Source organism: Erwinia sp. 1181_3, assembly GCF_052824965.1.
Map to the genome: position 1 here is coordinate 1 of NZ_VTDE01000012.1, position 16,067 is coordinate 16,067.

General features: G+C 57.3%; 19 protein-coding genes. 16 read left to right on the forward strand and 3 right to left on the reverse strand.

Features of this window, described 5'->3' with window-relative positions; translation table 11 throughout:
• Window positions 1–235: 235 nt before the first annotated feature.
• Together FY046_RS20260 and FY046_RS20265 are read right to left on the reverse strand one after the other, a co-directional pair.
• Window positions 236–949, reverse strand: a complete 714-nt coding sequence (locus tag FY046_RS20260; RefSeq protein WP_227535155.1) for a polyphenol oxidase family protein — start codon at window positions 947–949, stop codon at window positions 236–238.
• Between the two features lie 115 nt (window positions 950–1,064).
• Window positions 1,065–3,062, reverse strand: a complete 1,998-nt coding sequence (locus tag FY046_RS20265) for an oxidoreductase (RefSeq protein WP_446186427.1) — start codon at window positions 3,060–3,062, stop codon at window positions 1,065–1,067.
• 240 nt (window positions 3,063–3,302) lie between these two features.
• Between FY046_RS20265 and idnD the strand changes: the two genes are divergently transcribed.
• The 6 genes from idnD (at window position 3,303) to FY046_RS20295 (ending at window position 10,111) form a co-directional block, all read left to right on the forward strand.
• The gene (idnD, locus tag FY046_RS20270; RefSeq protein WP_133842482.1) at window positions 3,303–4,334 is read left to right on the forward strand and encodes an L-idonate 5-dehydrogenase; all 1,032 of its coding nucleotides are present in this window, start codon (window positions 3,303–3,305) and stop codon (window positions 4,332–4,334) included.
• A gap of 9 nt (window positions 4,335–4,343) precedes the next feature.
• The gene (gene idnO / locus FY046_RS20275; RefSeq protein WP_133842481.1) at window positions 4,344–5,108 is read left to right on the forward strand and encodes a gluconate 5-dehydrogenase; all 765 of its coding nucleotides are present in this window, start codon (window positions 4,344–4,346) and stop codon (window positions 5,106–5,108) included.
• A 60-nt stretch (window positions 5,109–5,168) separates the two neighbouring features.
• Window positions 5,169–6,488: a gluconate:H+ symporter gene (locus FY046_RS20280; RefSeq protein WP_062745501.1), complete on the forward strand. Its 1,320-nt coding sequence runs from the start codon at window positions 5,169–5,171 to the stop codon at window positions 6,486–6,488.
• Window positions 6,489–6,575: 87 nt separating this feature from the next.
• Entirely contained in the window at window positions 6,576–7,571 is a 996-nt protein-coding gene (gene idnR / locus FY046_RS20285; protein ID WP_133842479.1) for a DNA-binding transcriptional regulator IdnR, read from the forward strand.
• Window positions 7,572–7,967: 396 nt separating this feature from the next.
• A complete protein-coding gene (locus FY046_RS20290; protein ID WP_213202145.1) occupies window positions 7,968–8,636 on the forward strand; it encodes a carbonic anhydrase in 669 nt (222 codons plus the stop codon).
• A complete protein-coding gene (locus FY046_RS20295; RefSeq protein WP_446186428.1) occupies window positions 8,633–10,111 on the forward strand; it encodes a SulP family inorganic anion transporter in 1,479 nt (492 codons plus the stop codon). Before FY046_RS20290 ends, FY046_RS20295 begins: the two co-directional genes overlap by 4 nt.
• A 57-nt stretch (window positions 10,112–10,168) precedes the next feature.
• Here FY046_RS20295 and FY046_RS20300 read toward each other — a convergent pair whose 3' ends face one another.
• On the reverse strand, window positions 10,169–10,777 hold the full coding sequence (locus FY046_RS20300) for a phage repressor protein CI (protein WP_159336827.1): 609 nt from the start codon (window positions 10,775–10,777) through the stop codon (window positions 10,169–10,171).
• Between the two features lie 467 nt (window positions 10,778–11,244).
• Between FY046_RS20300 and FY046_RS20305 the strand changes: the two genes are divergently transcribed.
• The 10 genes from FY046_RS20305 (at window position 11,245) to FY046_RS20350 (ending at window position 16,059) form a co-directional block, all read left to right on the forward strand.
• Window positions 11,245–11,433 (forward strand): hypothetical protein, encoded by a 189-nt coding sequence (locus tag FY046_RS20305; RefSeq protein ID WP_133842475.1) that lies wholly within the window; start codon window positions 11,245–11,247, stop codon window positions 11,431–11,433.
• Window positions 11,434–11,767: 334 nt separating this feature from the next.
• A complete protein-coding gene (locus FY046_RS20310; protein ID WP_133842474.1) occupies window positions 11,768–11,971 on the forward strand; it encodes a tail protein X in 204 nt (67 codons plus the stop codon).
• A gap of 3 nt (window positions 11,972–11,974) precedes the next feature.
• Window positions 11,975–12,202: a hypothetical protein gene (locus FY046_RS20315; protein WP_133842473.1), complete on the forward strand. Its 228-nt coding sequence runs from the start codon at window positions 11,975–11,977 to the stop codon at window positions 12,200–12,202.
• A complete protein-coding gene (locus FY046_RS20320; RefSeq protein ID WP_133842472.1) occupies window positions 12,186–12,695 on the forward strand; it encodes a lysozyme in 510 nt (169 codons plus the stop codon). Before FY046_RS20315 ends, FY046_RS20320 begins: the two co-directional genes overlap by 17 nt.
• A 273-nt stretch (window positions 12,696–12,968) precedes the next feature.
• Complete coding sequence (gene lysC / locus FY046_RS20325; RefSeq protein WP_133842471.1) at window positions 12,969–13,283, forward strand: Rz1-like lysis system protein LysC; 315 nt, start codon at window positions 12,969–12,971, stop codon at window positions 13,281–13,283.
• Window positions 13,216–13,674, forward strand: coding sequence for a phage tail protein (locus tag FY046_RS20330; protein WP_167863374.1), 459 nt, complete (start codon window positions 13,216–13,218; stop codon window positions 13,672–13,674). The genes lysC and FY046_RS20330 overlap by 68 nt, the downstream gene beginning before the upstream one ends.
• Window positions 13,675–13,693: 19 nt before the next feature.
• On the forward strand, window positions 13,694–14,284 hold the full coding sequence (locus FY046_RS20335) for a phage baseplate assembly protein V (protein ID WP_171149264.1): 591 nt from the start codon (window positions 13,694–13,696) through the stop codon (window positions 14,282–14,284).
• Window positions 14,281–14,628 carry a GPW/gp25 family protein gene (locus tag FY046_RS20340; RefSeq protein WP_259151887.1) on the forward strand — a complete coding sequence of 116 codons (348 nt, stop codon included), beginning with the start codon at window positions 14,281–14,283 and terminating at the stop codon, window positions 14,626–14,628. Before FY046_RS20335 ends, FY046_RS20340 begins: the two co-directional genes overlap by 4 nt.
• Before the next feature lie 2 nt (window positions 14,629–14,630).
• Entirely contained in the window at window positions 14,631–15,539 is a 909-nt protein-coding gene (locus FY046_RS20345; RefSeq protein ID WP_212813320.1) for a baseplate assembly protein, read from the forward strand.
• Window positions 15,532–16,059: a phage tail protein I gene (locus FY046_RS20350; protein WP_171149263.1), complete on the forward strand. Its 528-nt coding sequence runs from the start codon at window positions 15,532–15,534 to the stop codon at window positions 16,057–16,059. Before FY046_RS20345 ends, FY046_RS20350 begins: the two co-directional genes overlap by 8 nt.
• Window positions 16,060–16,067: the final 8 nt, after the last annotated feature.

Consider the following 16,067-nt stretch of genomic DNA (forward strand, 5'->3'; position numbering starts at 1 on the left):
TCCGTAGGGGCGAGGCACGCCTCGCCCGCGTCCTCAATCCGCGTCGGCCTGCGGGTCGGGCATGCCCGACCCCTACGCACACCATATTCCGTAAACTGTACTCCGTAGGGGTGAGGCACGCCTCGCCTGCGCCCTCAATCCGCGTCGGCCTGCGTGTCGGGCATGCCCGACCCCTACGCACACCGCATTCCGTAAACTGTACTCCGTAGGGGTGAGGCATGCCTCGCCCGCGCCTTCATCGTCTGGCAATCCACGAAAATCGCTGCTGATAACCGTGCTGAACATGGCTGTTGCGGCGATAGCTGGCCTGCTCCTCCGCCATGCAGTAGGTGCATATCTGCGACAGCTCAATCTGTTCTTCCGGCACACCCGCACGCAACGCAATACGTTTTGCCAGCAACGGTAGGTCAAACCACACGCCTGCGGTGGTTCCCTGCGCCTGTGGACGTACCGATGCCGGATTAGGCCAGGGGTGGGCAGACCAGGACATCAGTGCGGCCAGCTGATGCGGATCATCTTGTTCTGCCCGGTCTATCACATCCTGTCCCAGCTCATAACAGCAGGGACCAATCGCCGGGCCGATGGCAATAAACAGACTGTCCGGCGTTGCTCCGCGTTCACACAGATGCGTTATTGCGTTAATCAGTACCCCGCCCAGAATCCCTTTTAAACCACCGTGTACCGCTGCAACCTGCTGCTGACGGCTATCGGCTAACAGGATCGGCAGGCAGTCAGCGGTGTAAATCGCCACGGCATCCTGACCCGTCCCAATCAGTCCATCCGCGTCCTGGCTTTTTACCGGCAGGGCATCCACATCGAGGATGACCCGGGCGCTGTGGCGCTGCTGATTGTAACGCGTGCCTGCCGCAGGGCGTTCGCCTGCAGCCATAAAGGCGTGATCAAGCCAGTCAAAGCGCGAGAGTAGCGGAGAGAAATAGGGGGATGACATCAAGAGCTCCTGGTCAGTCAGTGTGGCGTCATTGATGCTAGCGCGAAAACGGTATTTAGACCATGGATGTCATCCTGGGGGCGGACCGCTTTTCTGGTCCGCCCGGCAGCGTCGTTTAAATCGCCAGCCCCAGCGCCGTCCCCTGAGCAATCGCCCGGCGTGCATCCAACTCGCGGGCGACATCCGCACCGCCAATAATATGCGGCACTTTCCCCCGCGCTGACAGCGCATCAGCCAGTGAACGGTCCGGCTCTTGCCCGGCGCAAATCACCACGTTATCCACGGCCAGCAGGTGCGCTTCACCATTGACCCGCAGGTGCAGGCCTTCATCATCAATCCGCTGATACTCAACGCCTCCCCACATCTGCACGCCGTGCATTTGCAGGCTGGTGCGATGGATCCATCCAGTGGTTTTTGCCAGCCCGGCGCCCGGTTTGCCCGGTGTGCGCTGTAACAGCCAGACCTGGCGCTCGCTCACCGGACGCTCTGGCGGCACCAGCCCCCCCGGTTGGGTGAGGGTGCGATCAATGCCCCATTCCCGACAGAATGCAGTGAGATCCTGCCCGTGAGCGACCAGATATTCGGCGGTATCAAACCCGATGCCGCCTGCACCGATAATCGCCACGCGCTTGCCGACGGGTTTCTTATCGCGGATCACCTCCAGATAGCTCAGTACAGACGGGTGGTCGATGCCTGGAATCGGCGGAGTGCGCGGTAAAATACCCGTTGCCAGCACCACTTCATCAAACGCGGTGAGATCGTCTGCGCTGGCGCGATGATCCAGCCGCAGCGTGACGTGATGCAGCTCAAGCTGGCGTCTGAAGTAGCGCAGCGTTTCACTGAACTCCTCTTTACCGGGGATCTGGCGGGCAATATTGAACTGTCCGCCCACCTCAGGCCGTGCATCAAACAGCGTCACCCGGTGACCGCGTTGGGCGGCATTGACTGCAAAGGCCAGTCCGGCAGGGCCGGCACCGACCACCGCCAGCGTCTTCACCTGTGCGGCGGGCGTCAGCGTCATTTCGGTTTCATGGCAGGCGCGCGGATTGACCAGGCAGGAAGTGAGCTTGCCCACGAAAATTTGATCGAGGCAGGCCTGATTGCAGCCGATGCAGGTATTGATTTCATCGCAGCGATCCTGCTGCGCTTTCAGCACAAACTCGGCATCGGCGAGGAACGGGCGGGCCATTGACACCATATCGGCGCAGCCTTCATCCAGTACGCGCTGGGCCACATCCGGATGGTTAATCCGGTTGGTGGCAATCAGCGGAATGCTGACGTGTTTTTTTAGCGCCTGCGTGACCCAGGAAAAAGCAGCGCGTGGCACCGCCGTCGCGATGGTAGGGATGCGGGCTTCATGCCAGCCGATGCCGGTATTGATCAGCGTGGCTCCGGCCTGTTCGACCGCCTGCGCCAGACGAATGGTCTGCTCAAGCGTGCTGCCCTGTTCCACCAGGTCGAGCATCGACAGGCGAAAAATAATAATAAACTCGTGGCCCACCGCTTCACGCACTGCCCGCAGAATGGCAAGGGCAAAGCGCTGGCGATGCGCCTCACTGCCGCCCCACTCATCGCTGCGCTGGTTGGTGTGCGCCACCAGGAACTGATTAATCAGATAGCCTTCAGAGGCCATAATCTCAACGCCATCGTAGCCTGCCTGCTGTGCCAGACGGGCGCAGTGCGCGTAGTCGGCAATCAGTTGCAGGATCTCGTCATGCGACAGTTCGCGGGGGCAGAAGGGATTGATCGGCGCCTGAATGGCCGAGGGCGCTACCAGTGCGGGCTGGTAGCTGTAGCGGCCCGCGTGCAGGATCTGCATGGCAATTTTTCCACCCGCCTGGTGGACGGCATCCGTCACCTGACGATGATGCGCCAGCTGTGATGCATCATTCAGCACCGAGGCCCCCTGGCTCACCACACCTTCCGGTGAAGGGGCAATGCCGCCGGTGACAATCAGCGCCACCCCGGCGCGTGCCCGCTCGGCATAAAACGCCGCCAGCCGGGCCGCACCATCCGGATGCTCTTCCAGCCCGGTATGCATGGAACCCATCAGAAAACGATTTTTAAGTTGGGTAAAACCCAGGTCCAGCGGGGTGAACAGTGACAGGCTCATCGCAAGCGATCTCTGAAGTGGTCGGATGAGTCAACTGTAGCGATCAAATGACCGCGATGAAAGTGCAGTTAATCGCTTTGTGATGAATGCCACTGAATACGTCGGGGAGAAAGGGCAACGTGGTTCACGTTATGCGTAACATTGATTTAGTAACATGAATTTTAGTGATCTGATTCACAGTTTTGCATGTTAAACATCGATTTGATAGGCGCCATGAACTGACACGTACTGGAGAACACCATGAGCACCACCACGCAGTCCTGCATGATTAACGGCAAAGAGCAGGTTGAAGTCATCAGCCAGCAGGTCAATTACCAGGGCGAAGGCACGCTGGTACGCATTACGCGCGGCGGTATCTGCGGTTCGGATCTGCACTACTATCAGCACGGTAAAGTGGGCAGCTTTGCGGTAAAAATGCCGATGATCCTCGGTCATGAAGTGATCGGTCATGTGGTGAAAAGCGACAACCCAGCGCTTAAAGAGAACCAGAAGGTGGCGGTTAACCCGTCAAAACCCTGTGGCCACTGCAAATACTGCCTGGCGGATGAAGAGAACCAGTGCACCACCATGCGTTTCTTCGGCAGCGCGATGTATTACCCGCATGTGGACGGCGGTTTCACCCAGTACAAAGTGGTGGATAGCAGCCAGTGCATTCCTTTCGACAATGCCGCTGACGATAAAGTGATGGTCTTTGCTGAACCTCTGGCGGTCTGCATTCATGCGGCTAACCAGGGCGGCGATTTGCAGGGCAAAAAAGTCTTTATCTCTGGCGTGGGCCCAATCGGTTGCCTGATTGCGGCGGCAGCCATAGCGAAAGGCGCAGCAGAAGTGGTCTGTGCGGATGTCAGTGAGCGTTCGCTGGCGATGGCAACGGCGATGGGCGCCACCCACACGATCCACGCGGCCAACGGTGATTTCACCCCGTATCTGGCCGACAAAGGTTACTTCGACGTGGCGTTTGAAGCCTCCGGTCATCCGTCTTCACTGACGCGCTGCCTGGAAGTGACCCGTGCAAAAGGCACGCTGGTGCAGGTGGGCATGGGCGGCGATGTTCCGGGTTTCCCGATCATGATGCTGATTGCTAAAGAGATCAAACTGGTCGGATCGTTCCGCTTCACCTTCGAGTTCAACACCGCCGTGGAGTGGCTGGGCAACGGCACCGTCAACCCGCTGCCGCTGTTCAGCGGGGAATACGACTATCAGAACATTGACGCTGCGCTGCAATTTGCCGGTGACAAAACCCAGGCCGCCAAAGTGCAACTGACATTTTAAGGGATGACCATGACGACGCTTTTCTCGCTCGATAACAAACGTGTACTGATCACCGGCTCTGGCCGCGGCATTGGTTTCCTGATGGCGAAAGGGCTGGCACAGGCCGGTGCTGAAGTGATCATCAACGCCACCACCCAGGAAGGGGCTGAAAAAGCCGCAGCAGACCTGCAACAGCAGGGGTTTAAGGCCCATGCCGTGGCCTTTAACGTCACGCAGTCAGCGGAGGTGAATGCCGCCGTTGAGAAGATTGAACGTGAAATCGGTCCTATCGATGTGCTGGTCAATAACGCCGGTATTCAGCGTCGCCGCCCGTTCCTGGAGTTCCCGGAGCAGGACTGGAACGATGTGATCGCCGTCAATCAGACAGCGGTGTTCCTCGTCTCTCAGGCGGTGGCCCGCCAGATGGTGACGCGCCAGAAAGGCAAAATCATCAATATCGGTTCGATGCAGAGCGAGCTGGGGCGCGACACCATTACTCCTTACGCCGCCTCAAAAGGCGCAGTGACGATGCTGACGCGCGGCATGTGTGTGGAGCTGGCTCGCCATAATATTCAGGTCAACGGCATTGCGCCGGGCTATTTCAAAACCGAAATGACCCAGGCACTGGCCGATGATGAAGCCTTCACCTCCTGGTTATGCAAGCGCACCCCTGCGGCACGCTGGGGTAACCCGGAGGAGTTGATCGGGGCGGCGGTGTTCCTGGCCTCTAAAGCCTCTGATTTTGTGAACGGGCACTTACTTTTTGTAGATGGTGGGATGCGCGTCGCGGTCTAAACAGCTATACCCTTAGTCATTAACAACACCTGTACCTCTACTTTTTAAAGGAAGTGCTTTATGCCCATTACAATAATAGCTATTGGCGTAATCCTGCTGCTGGTGCTGATGATCGTCTTCAAGGTCAACGGCTTTATCGCCTTAATTTTTGTTTCTGCCGTGGTCGGGGTTGCCGAAGGGATGACGCCGCTGGCGGTTATCGCATCGATTCAGAAAGGCGTGGGCGGCACGCTCGGCAGCCTGGCGCTGATCCTGGGCTTCGGGGCGATGCTCGGGAAGCTGGTTTCTGACACCGGGGCGGCACAGCGCGTGGCAACCACGTTGATTGCCTCCTTTGGTAAACAGCGCGTGCAGTGGGCGCTGATGGTCACCGGACTGATCGTTGGTCTGGCGATGTTCTACGAGATTGGCTTCGTGCTGCTGCTGCCGCTGGTGTTTACCGTGGTGGCTGCTTCAGGGATGCCGATGCTGTATGTCGGTCTGCCGATGGTGGCCGCACTGTCGGTTACCCACTGCTTCCTGCCGCCGCATCCGGGACCGACCGCCATTGCGACGATCTTTGGTGCAAACCTCGGGACTACGCTGCTGTACGGCATGATCATCACCATTCCAACGGTGATTATCGCCGGTCCGATTTTCTCGAAATTCCTGAAAGGTTTTGAAAAATCGCCACCGGAAGGGCTGTATAACCCGAAAATCTTTGAAGATCATGAAATGCCAGGCTTCTGGACCAGTATCTTCGCGGCGGTTATCCCGGTGATCCTGATGGCGGTGGCAGCCGTGTTTGAGCTGACCACGCCAAAAGAGAATGTGCTGCGCCAGTTCTTCGAATTTGTCGGTAACCCGGCGGTCGCGCTGTTTATCTCTGTGGTGATTGCGGTGTTCACGCTGGGCCTGCGCAACGGGCGTAAAATGGAAGAAGTGATGGAGATGTGCAGCTCCTCCATTGCGGCTATCGCCATGATCGTCTTTATCATTGCCGGTGGCGGTGCCTTCAAGCAGGTGCTGGTGGACAGCGGCGTGGGTGACTACATCGCTAACATGATGAAAGGCTCATCGCTTTCTCCGTTGCTGATGTGCTGGACGGTAGCGGCCATGCTGCGTATCGCGCTCGGCTCTGCGACCGTCGCGGCGATTACCACTGCCGGGATCGTGACGCCAATCATCGCCATTACCCACGCCGATCCGGCGCTGATGGTGCTGGCGGTAGGTTCCGGCAGCGTGATCGCTTCCCACGTCAATGACCCAGGCTTCTGGCTGTTTAAAGGTTACTTCAACCTGAGCGTGATTGAGACGCTGAAAACCTGGACGGTGATGGAAACGCTGATCTCCTTCCTCGGCCTGGCTGGTGTGTTGATCCTGAACGCCATAATTCATTAATATCAGGCCGGGTATATCCGGCCACTCCGTTACCCTTATCAGGGGCCAGGCTTGCCTGGCCCTTTTCACGTTTAAATGGAACCCCCAATGCGCGCGCACCGTATCTCGCTCCAGGACATCGCCACGCTGGCTGGCGTCACGAAAATGACGGTCAGCCGTTATCTGCGTACGCCCGATCGCGTGTCGCCGGAAACCGGGGCGAAAATCGCGCAAATTATCGAAGAGATTAACTACATTCCCAACCGTGCGCCGGAGATGCTCCTCAGCTCGAAGAGCTACACGCTCGGTGTACTGATCCCCTCGTTTAAAAACCAGATTTTTGCCGATCTCCTCAGCGGGATAGAGGCTGCCACCAAAGAAGGGCGTTACCAGACGCTGATCGCCAACTACAACTACGACAAACAGACCGAAGAGGAGCAGATCATCAACCTGCTCTCGTACAACATTGACGGCATTATCCTCAGTGAAAAGGACCATACCCTGCGTGCGGTGAAGTACCTGCGGGCGGCGCAGATCCCGATTGTCGAAGTGATGGATACCCAGGGCAGTTGCCTGGATATGCAGGTGGGGTTTAATAACTTCAGTGCAGGCTACGACATGACACGCACGCTGCTCGATCAGGGGCGTAAACGGGTGATCTACTTCGGTTCCCAGGACGATCGGCGTGATGAGTTTCGCTATCGCGGCTACTGTCAGGCGATGGAGGAGCGTGGTGGCTGCGGGAATCGGGTCAACCCGAAGGCTATCTCATCGCAGAAACTGGGCGCGGCGATGCTGGCCAGCGCGCTGGAGCAGTTCCCTGACCTCGATGCGATTTTCTGTACTAACGACGACCTTTCACTCGGTGCATTACTGCACTGCCAGCGCCACGGCATCGCCGTTCCGGGCCGCATTGCGATTGCCGGATTCCACGGGCTGGATATCAGCCGCGAAATGTACCCGACAATGGCCAGTGTGATTACCCCGCGTTACGCCATTGGGTATACCGCGGCCGAGCTGCTGTTGAAAAAGATTGGCGACAGCCGCTTTTCGGCCGACTCGGTGGACCTGAGTTACCAGATATTTATGGGTGAAACGATCTGAAGTGTAAATCTGATTAAATAAAATAAACTTTGCTGACAGTAATTGATAAATCACGTCACTAATTAATAAATCGAGCAGAAGCAGGGAGATAATTATTCCTTCTTCTTCTCTTCTGAGTTAGTGTTGCTTTTATTAGTTACATAAAGAGATTTACGTTTTTAAAATAGACGCGTGTTTCCTGTTTTATTTTATTTGTCTCTTTTGTGTGTGATTGTATATGCATGATAAATAGTGGTATTTTTTAATTTTTATCAGTGAGTTTATTCATCAATAAGTTTATCTTATTTTATTCCCATGCCTGTTTAACCCAATTTAATAAAGCACATTTAAATAACATTACATTTCGGTTATTTATTATCACTTAAGATTAATCTTAATCACTTCCGGTTAACTAAGATGTTAGAACTTATTTCACATTTTCCCCGGAAGAGAGATTCTATTTTGACGACCCTCAAACCCCTGTTAGCTAAAAACCGCAGTTGGGCTTTACAGCGACGCCAACGTGATCCGCACTATTTCCGGCAAAATGTGGACGGGCAGCAGCCTCACTCTTTGTGGATCGGCTGCTCTGACAGTCGTGTACCGGCGGAGGTGCTGACCGGCGCCCACCCGGGCGAGCTTTTCGTCCATCGCAACATTGCCAATATGGTGGTCAGCAATGACGACAACTTTATGAGCGTATTGCAGTATGCGATTGAATATCTTAAAGTTTCACACATTGTTCTCTGTGGTCATTACGGCTGCGGCGGCGTGCAGGCGGCGCTGACGCTGCCGGATATTCCGCTGGGGGATGAAAACTCAGCGCTGGCGCGGCGCATCACTCAGCTGCGCCACGGCATCGCCTCCGAACTTGCGCCGCTGAGTACAGAAGAACTGCCGGGGGATCATCTGAACCGGCTGGTGGAAGCCAATGTTCTGACACAGTTCAGCCAGTTAGTAAAAACCGCCCCGGTGCTGAAAGCCTGGCGTGACGGCGTGGCGCTGGATGTGTTCGGCTGTGTGTACGATCTGCACAGCGGGCATTTGAAGGAACTAATCCAGCAGGCAGAAGAGGGCAGCGTATGAATCTGAATACCTTACGTCAGGATATTCCAGCGGGGCTAGTGGTCTTCCTCGTGGCGCTACCGCTGTGCCTCGGGATTGCTCAGGCCAGCGGATTGCCACCCTTCGTCGGGCTGCTGACGGGCGTCATCGGTGGCCTGGTGGTCACCACCTTCAGCCCGTCGAAATTTGCGGTCAGTGGCCCTGCGGCGGGCCTGGTGACCATTGTGACGGGGGCTATCGAGACCCTGGGATCGTTCTCCGCACTGCTGCTGGCATTGATGATCGCTGGCGTATTGCAGTTTTTGCTGGGCGCATTGCGTGCCGGGCGTTTTATCTCGCTGGTGCCGGGAAGCGTGATCAAAGGGATGCTGGCCGCGATTGGTATCCTGCTGATTATTCAGCAAATACCGGTGGCGCTGGGTGCTGCGGGTGAAGAGGGCTGGTCATCACTGCTGCATGAGGGGGCAATCAATGTGTCACTTCCTGCGGTAGCGGTAGCATTTGCCGGGCTACTGGTGCTCGGGCTGTGGACCACGCCTGCTATCAAGCGGAATCGTTGGCTGGGATGGATGCCCGGCCCGCTGGTGGCGGTGCTGCTCGGCTGTCTGGCGACGGTGCTTGGAGGGCGTTTTTTCCCGGATATCGCCAGCCATCTGCCGCGCATCTCGCTGCCCGCTTTTGACAGTATTGCCACGTTAACCGGGGAGCTGGAGCGGCCGGACTGGCTGGCGTGGCAGAACCCGGCGGTCTATATCGTTGCCGCCACGTTGGCGATTGTCGCCAGCCTGGAAACCCTGCTTAGTCAGGAAGCGCTGAAGAAACTGCGTACGCAAATCCCGGCCCCCTCTCCTGATAAGGAGATGCGCGCTCAGGGTATCGGTAACCTGCTGTCCGGCTTTATGGGGGGGCTGCCGATCACTGCCGTTATCGTGCGCAGTTCGGTCAACGTCAGCGCGGGCGCTCGCAGTAAACTTTCTATATTGATCCACGGTGTGCTGCTGCTGGTGTGCGGCTTGTGGTTCAGCGGATTGCTGAATGCGATCCCGCTGGCGAGCCTTGCGGCGGTGCTGCTGTATACAGGCTATAAGCTGGCTACGCCGGGGCTGTTTGTGTCACAAATCCGCCAGGGAGCGCCGCAGTGGGTGCCGTTTATGGCGACCATCGGCGGTATTCTGATTTTCGGAATGCTGGCGGGGATTGGCATTGGTCTGGCGACGCAGATCCTGTTCAGCATCTATAAAAGCCATCGTAATGCGATGTTGCTGACGCGCTATGACGATCATTATGTGCTGCGTTTTCAGCAGAACCTGACCTTTATGCATAATCCGCGCCTCAAAGGCCTGCTGGCGCAGATCCCGGAGAACAGCGTGGTGATTGTGGACCACGATAATGCCGAATACATCGATCCTGATGTGGAAGCGATATTACAGGACTTCGGCGAGGGGGCGAAAAAACGGGGGATTCAGCTGAATCAGTGGCCGGTGAAACTGGCGTAATCCGCGTCACTTAGCTGACAAGGCCACAGGAGGTGGCCTTTTTTGCGGCTGGCCTGCTTACAACGGGGTGCAGGCAATCACGATACGGGCCAGCGGGACCAGCTCATTCAGGGCGCATTCAAACTGCTGCTGACCGTTAGCAACGCGCACGCGTCCGGGAGGAATACGCGTCAGGCTGCGAATACTCACCTGGCCTTCCAGCGACACCAGCCAGTCACCATCCAGGACCTCACTGAATGCCTGCTCAGCAATAAACTGCTGGTTGCCTTCAACAATCACCAGCGGCTGTTCAATGGCGCTGGGCCAGGCCTCAAAGAACGCCGCGTCGACGGCAATGCTGGTGAGCGTTGTCAGCTTTCCGGCGTCCAGGCGTTGACGGGCAAGCGTCTGGGTATTTCCGTTTTGCGAGGGCGGCGTGCGGTTTTCTGCCGGGCCTGGCTGCTCACCCTCTCCGGTTGCCAGCCACTGCAATGAGGCCTGCGTATCGGCCATGCAGCGGATGACGATATCTGAGGGGAAATAACCGCGCGAATAGCGATTCGCCAGGCTGCTGCTGGCAATCCCTAAATGCTCAGCCAGCGCCAGTTTCGTGGTAAAGCCGTAGGCCTGGAGCACGCGATCCAGCACCTCTTTTGCACCGCTTTGAAAATCGATTTTTAGGCTCACGCTCAAACTCCTGGTTTATTTCATTTTTTGGGGAGTGTGCAATTTGAATTGTAGCTTTATGGGCACATCAGGACGGCGAGCACATCAATTATCAAAGATTTTGCCCGATGATGGGTGTTTTTACAACCTGTAAACCCGCTGTCTTTGTCAGTACGGCTCTCACATTCATCTTTAGTGAATAGGCGAGTTCATCCGGGAATGAACAGCCAGTTCGCCCCCGTATAACGTGAGCAACGCTAATTTATTTCGCCCGTATCAACCTCATTTTCATACGCTGAAACCCCCATGGCGGGCGTGCAGGCCTGAAATAAATACGGCAGGCGATGGTATGTTTCTTCTTTAGAGCAATAGTAATAATTTGATAATTATCATGATGATAAAGATTGTCTGTGGTACAAGCAAAAAACTTTTCTTATTGTTAAGCGCTATGATACTGTATGTATGTACAGTGATATGGAGGGGGAGTTGTGGACAAAGAATTAGCTGAACGCGTCATTCTGGAACGCGTAGAACTGATAGCAAGATTAACCTCTGAAGGCACCTGCCGGGAGCGTGACCGCGAGATAGCACTGCATTTGATTGCCGATATTGCCCGTGGCGTCGAGCTCAAAAACACGCAGTTTTCGGTCGTCTTTTCTCCACCGCCTGAGTGCTAACGCCTTCCTGACAGCCTGGCGGGTACACATTGTTCCCCGCGGGTGCAGGCCCTCGCGTACCCGGAACGGATCCCACCCCCTCTGCGCGATGTTCTGCTGATGCCCCCGTTTGGGGGTTTTTTTTGCCTTTTTTTCGCCGTTCAGAGGCGACTCATCTCATCTGTCTGATGCCCTTGCGTTGTCACACCCTCCCTACAACAGCCCCGGATTGAGCCGCGATCGTCGAAAACGCACACTGATTGTGCTTACCCGGCAGAGTGAGATTGCGGTGAGGTGACCGTTCCCACGCTTTGCCGTTTCTATTATCGCAATACCCGTTACGGGGGAGTGAAACATGAAAATTTATGCCCTGCAGGACGACAGCGTCGATGAGATCTGTTTTCGCCACTATGGCCGTACGCGGCAGGTCGTGGAACAGGTTTACGCTGCCAACCCCGGGCTGGCTGAACGGGGGGCACTGCTGCCTCATGGCTATCCGGTAGAACTTCCAACGCTTTCACTGTCAGCCACGCATGAAACGCTGAATCTGTGGAGCTGACTGATGGAAAAAAACAGCTCCCTGATTGGGTACCTGGTCAGCGCGATCATGATGTGGTCAGGGCGCCACACGGTGCAGGACATCGCTTTTATGGTGGGCGCGCTGGTGGCGGTCATCACGCTGGGCATCAACATCGCGAATTTCTTTATCAACTGGCATTACCGCCGTAAGGCCTGGCGGCTGATGCAACAGCGGCAAACGGGCAGGAATGTGGATGAATTCAACAGCTAAAAAGTGTGCGGTGCTGGTGGTGATGGCACTGGCGATCTCACTGCCTTCCTTTTCCACGCTAACCATCTCCAGCGAAGGATTGCTGCTGCTGGCCAACGCCGAAGGTTGCCGTACCTCGCCGTATCAGTGCAGCGCCGGCGTCTGGACTAACGGGATTGGACATACCCGGGGCGTTATACCGACCACGGAGGTGAATGAACGGCAGATCGCGGTAAATCTGATTGATGACGTACAGCGAGTGGAAAGCGGTATTGCACGCTGTATGCCCGTTGCCATGCCGCAGGGGGTGTATGACGCCACGGTTTCTTTCGCGTTTAACGTCGGAGTGGGTGCCGTTTGCCGCTCGACTTACGCCCGGCTGATCAATCAACAACAGTGGGCGGCGGCCTGCGATCAACTGATGCGCTGGGTCTATGTGAAGGGGGTGCGCAATAAGGGGATTGAGACGCGGCGAACGGCAGAGCGCGCCCTGTGCCTGAAGGGGGCGCAATGAATCGCCTGTGGATTGTTTTGCTCCTGCTACTGATGGGGATGCTGGGCGGCGCAGCCCTTTATATGGCGCACCTGCACAGCGAGCAGATTGCGCTGCAACGGACGAATGCGCAGCTCACCACCGGAATGATCCAACGCGATGAGGTGATCACACAGCTACAGGGCGAGATCGCCCGCCAGGCCGAGGCAGAACGCACGCTGCGTCAGTCACTCCTGAGCGCACGCGATCTCACAATGAAACAACAACTTAACGATCAAAGGATCATACGCAGCAATGAAGCACTTCAACGCTGGAGCGATGCTGCTTTGCCTGACGGCATTATCCGGTTGCAGCAGCACCCCGCTTTCGCCACCCCCAACGATTATCTGGCGTGGTTGTCCGATCGTCAGCAGCTGTTCGATCCCGGCCAGTCAGCCGGAAACACAGGGGGATCTGCTGAACACGATCCGCCAGCTGGAGCAGGCACTGCTGACGTGCGGCCTGCAAGTCGAAACCCTTAAACAGTGTCAGGAGCAACATGATGTTAAAGCCCAACCAGCTACGCGAGGCGTTACTGGCCCGCGTACCGCAACTCAAGGATCACCCTGAACGGCTGACAATCGCGCTGGAACAGGGCGTGGTGGCCTGCACGCCCGCCGCCTCACTGAGTTTTGAATATCAGTACCGGTTACGCATCACCCTCAGCGAGTCCGGTGGTGACATCGACCCTCTGGTGGTAGCCCTGCTGCTGTGGCTGCGGGAGAACCAGCCTGACCTGATGACCACCCCTGCGAGGCGCGAGAACGGCATGGTGTTCAGCAGCACTACCAACGGCGATTTCACCGTGGTGATCCTGCTGACCGAGCGGGTGCTGGTCAGCGAAGACGACGGGGCGCTGCACGTCACGCACGTCCCGGAACCGCTGCCGCCGGAAGCCGTTTCCCGCCCCTGGAAACTTTATATCAACCAACAACTGGTCAGTGAATGGCCCGCTATCTGAGATGACGGAGGAGAGCGTTATGAATGAATTTGTCAGTGAAACCCGGCGCCAGCTGCACAACCTGCTGCGCATTGGCACCGTCAGCGAGGTGGATACCGTCCGGGCACGCTGTCGGGTGCAAAGTGAAGGCAACCTCACCACCTGGCTGCCCTGGTTAAGCGGGAGTGCAGGGCAGGTCCGCAGCTGGCATGCCCCCTCTCCAGGGGAGCAGGTACTTCTGCTCGCTCTGGGGGGAGAGTTGAACACCGCCTTTGTGCTGGCGGGCATTTTTTCGGATGCCTTTCCGGCCCCTTCGGCCTCACAGAATGCGGTGCATTGGACGTTTCCCGATGGCGCGCAACTGGCCTATGAACCGGAAAGCGGGGCACTGACGGCCAGTGGCATTCAGTCTGCGCGTATCACGGCGGCGGTCAGCATCACCCTTGATGCGCCGCTGGTGCAGTGCACGCAGCAGCTGAAAGCCGCGACGTTTGAACTGACCGGGGGAGGCACCCTGAAGGGCAATATCAGCCACAGCGGGGGCAGCCTGTCTTCTAACGGCATTGTCGTTCACAGTCACGTCCACGCGGGTGTGGAAAGTGGCGGCAGCAAAACAGCGGGGCCGCAATGAGTACAGAAAACTATCTCGGTATGCAACGTGACAGCGGTCTGGCCCTGACGGATCGGGATCATATCCGTCAGTCGGTACGCGACATTTTGCTCACGCCTCAGGGCAGCAGGGTGATGCGCCGCAACTATGGATCGTTGTTGTCGATGTTGATCGACCAGCCACAAAACGAGGCACTGCGCCTGCAAATTATGTCGGCCTGCTATGTGGCGTTATTGCAGTGGGAGCCGCGCATTGCGCTGGACAGCATCAGCTACCAGCCCGGATTCGACGGCAGCATGGTGGTGGCGCTGCAGGGCAGCCTCAGCCAGTTCCCTTTTTCTCTTTCCATTCCAGTGAGTGAATGATTATGGCCACGATTGATTTGAGTCAGCTACCTGCGCCGAACGTTGTTGAGGCGCTCGATTTTGAAACGTTGTTGCAGGCGCGCAAGGCCGCGCTGGTGGCGCTTTATCCGGCCGACCAGCAGGCGGCGATAACCCGGACCCTTGAGCTTGAGTCAGAGCCCATCGTCAAGCTGTTGCAGGAGAACACCTACCGCGAGCTGATCCTGCGACAGCGCATCAATGAAGCCGCCAAAGCCACGATGGTGGCCTGGGCTACCGGAGGCGATCTCGATCAGCTGGGAATGAACAACGGCGTGACCCGCCTGGTGCTGAGCCCGGCTGACAGCAGCACGCTGCCGCCGACTGCTGCGGTGATGGAAAAGGATGAGGACTTCCGTCTGCGCATTGCTCAGGCCTTTGAAGGGCTGAGCGTGGCGGGGCCGGCGGGGGCTTATGAATACCATGCCCGCAGTGCTGATGGCCGTATTGCTGACGTGAGCGCCACCAGCCCGGCTCCGGCGGAAGTGCTGATCACCGTGCTGTCGCGTGAAGGGCGTGGGGAGGCCAGTGCCGCGCTGCTGTCCGCGGTCAATATTGCTCTTAACGATGAAAATGTGCGCCCGGTGGCCGATCGCGTCAGCGTGCAGTCCGCCAACATCGTTGAGTACAGCGTTGATGCCACGCTGTTCCTCTACCCCGGCCCGGAGGCCGAGCCGATCCGCGCCGCAGCGGAAGCACGGCTGGCGGCCTTTGTCACCGCACAAAGCCGGCTGGGACGTGATATCCGCCGCTCAGCCCTGTTCGCCGCCCTGCATGTGGAAGGGGTGCAGCGCGTGGAACTGGCCCAGCCTGCGCAGGATGTGGTGCTGGATAAAACCCAGGCGGGCTGGTGCACCGGGCGTGCGATCAGCGTGGGAGGTTCCGATGAGTGATCGCCTGCTGCCTGTCGGGTCGTCTGCGCTGGAAGTCGCGGCCGCAGAAGCCTGCGCCAGCCTCCAGCAGCTGCAGGTGCCGCTGCGCACGTTGTGGAATCCGCAAACCTGCCCGGTCGCGCTGTTGCCCTACCTGGCCTGGGCCTGGTCAGTTGATCGCTGGGATCAAACCTGGCCGGAGGAGACGAAGCGCGCGGTGGTTGCCTCCTCGCAGTTCGTTCACCGCCGTAAAGGCACTATTGCCGCGATCCGACGCGTGGTGGAACCGCTGGGGTATGTGATCAATGTGCATGAATGGTGGCAAACCAGTGAGCCACCTGGCACGTTTCGCCTGGATATCGGCGTGCTGGATTCCGGCATTGATGAAGCCATGTTTAACGAGATGGAACGACTGATCGCAGATGCAAAAGCAGTCAGCCGTCACTTAACCGCCCTGACGATCACCCAGGATATTCAGGGCATCGTCTGGACAGGCGCCGTTCAGTATGACGCTGAAACGGTCACTATTTTTCCCGCTTGAGAGGTTTT

Bases quoted from the DNA above. Each gene is read 5' to 3' on its own strand.
- FY046_RS20260 (WP_227535155.1), bottom strand. From the start codon at position 949: ATGTCATCCCCCTATTTCTCTCCGCTACTCTCGCGCTTTGACTGGCTT.
- FY046_RS20265 (WP_446186427.1), bottom strand. From the start codon at position 3,062: ATGAGCCTGTCACTGTTCACCCCGCTGGACCTGGGTTTTACCCAACTT.
- idnD (WP_133842482.1), top strand. From the start codon at position 3,303: ATGAGCACCACCACGCAGTCCTGCATGATTAACGGCAAAGAGCAGGTT.
- idnO (WP_133842481.1), top strand. From the start codon at position 4,344: ATGACGACGCTTTTCTCGCTCGATAACAAACGTGTACTGATCACCGGC.
- FY046_RS20280 (WP_062745501.1), top strand. From the start codon at position 5,169: ATGCCCATTACAATAATAGCTATTGGCGTAATCCTGCTGCTGGTGCTG.
- idnR (WP_133842479.1), top strand. From the start codon at position 6,576: ATGCGCGCGCACCGTATCTCGCTCCAGGACATCGCCACGCTGGCTGGC.
- FY046_RS20290 (WP_213202145.1), top strand. From the start codon at position 7,968: ATGTTAGAACTTATTTCACATTTTCCCCGGAAGAGAGATTCTATTTTG.
- FY046_RS20295 (WP_446186428.1), top strand. From the start codon at position 8,633: ATGAATCTGAATACCTTACGTCAGGATATTCCAGCGGGGCTAGTGGTC.
- FY046_RS20310 (WP_133842474.1), top strand. From the start codon at position 11,768: ATGAAAATTTATGCCCTGCAGGACGACAGCGTCGATGAGATCTGTTTT.
- FY046_RS20315 (WP_133842473.1), top strand. From the start codon at position 11,975: ATGGAAAAAAACAGCTCCCTGATTGGGTACCTGGTCAGCGCGATCATG.
- FY046_RS20320 (WP_133842472.1), top strand. From the start codon at position 12,186: ATGAATTCAACAGCTAAAAAGTGTGCGGTGCTGGTGGTGATGGCACTG.
- lysC (WP_133842471.1), top strand. From the start codon at position 12,969: ATGAAGCACTTCAACGCTGGAGCGATGCTGCTTTGCCTGACGGCATTA.
- FY046_RS20330 (WP_167863374.1), top strand. From the start codon at position 13,216: ATGTTAAAGCCCAACCAGCTACGCGAGGCGTTACTGGCCCGCGTACCG.
- FY046_RS20335 (WP_171149264.1), top strand. From the start codon at position 13,694: ATGAATGAATTTGTCAGTGAAACCCGGCGCCAGCTGCACAACCTGCTG.
- FY046_RS20340 (WP_259151887.1), top strand. From the start codon at position 14,281: ATGAGTACAGAAAACTATCTCGGTATGCAACGTGACAGCGGTCTGGCC.
- FY046_RS20345 (WP_212813320.1), top strand. From the start codon at position 14,631: ATGGCCACGATTGATTTGAGTCAGCTACCTGCGCCGAACGTTGTTGAG.
- FY046_RS20350 (WP_171149263.1), top strand. From the start codon at position 15,532: ATGAGTGATCGCCTGCTGCCTGTCGGGTCGTCTGCGCTGGAAGTCGCG.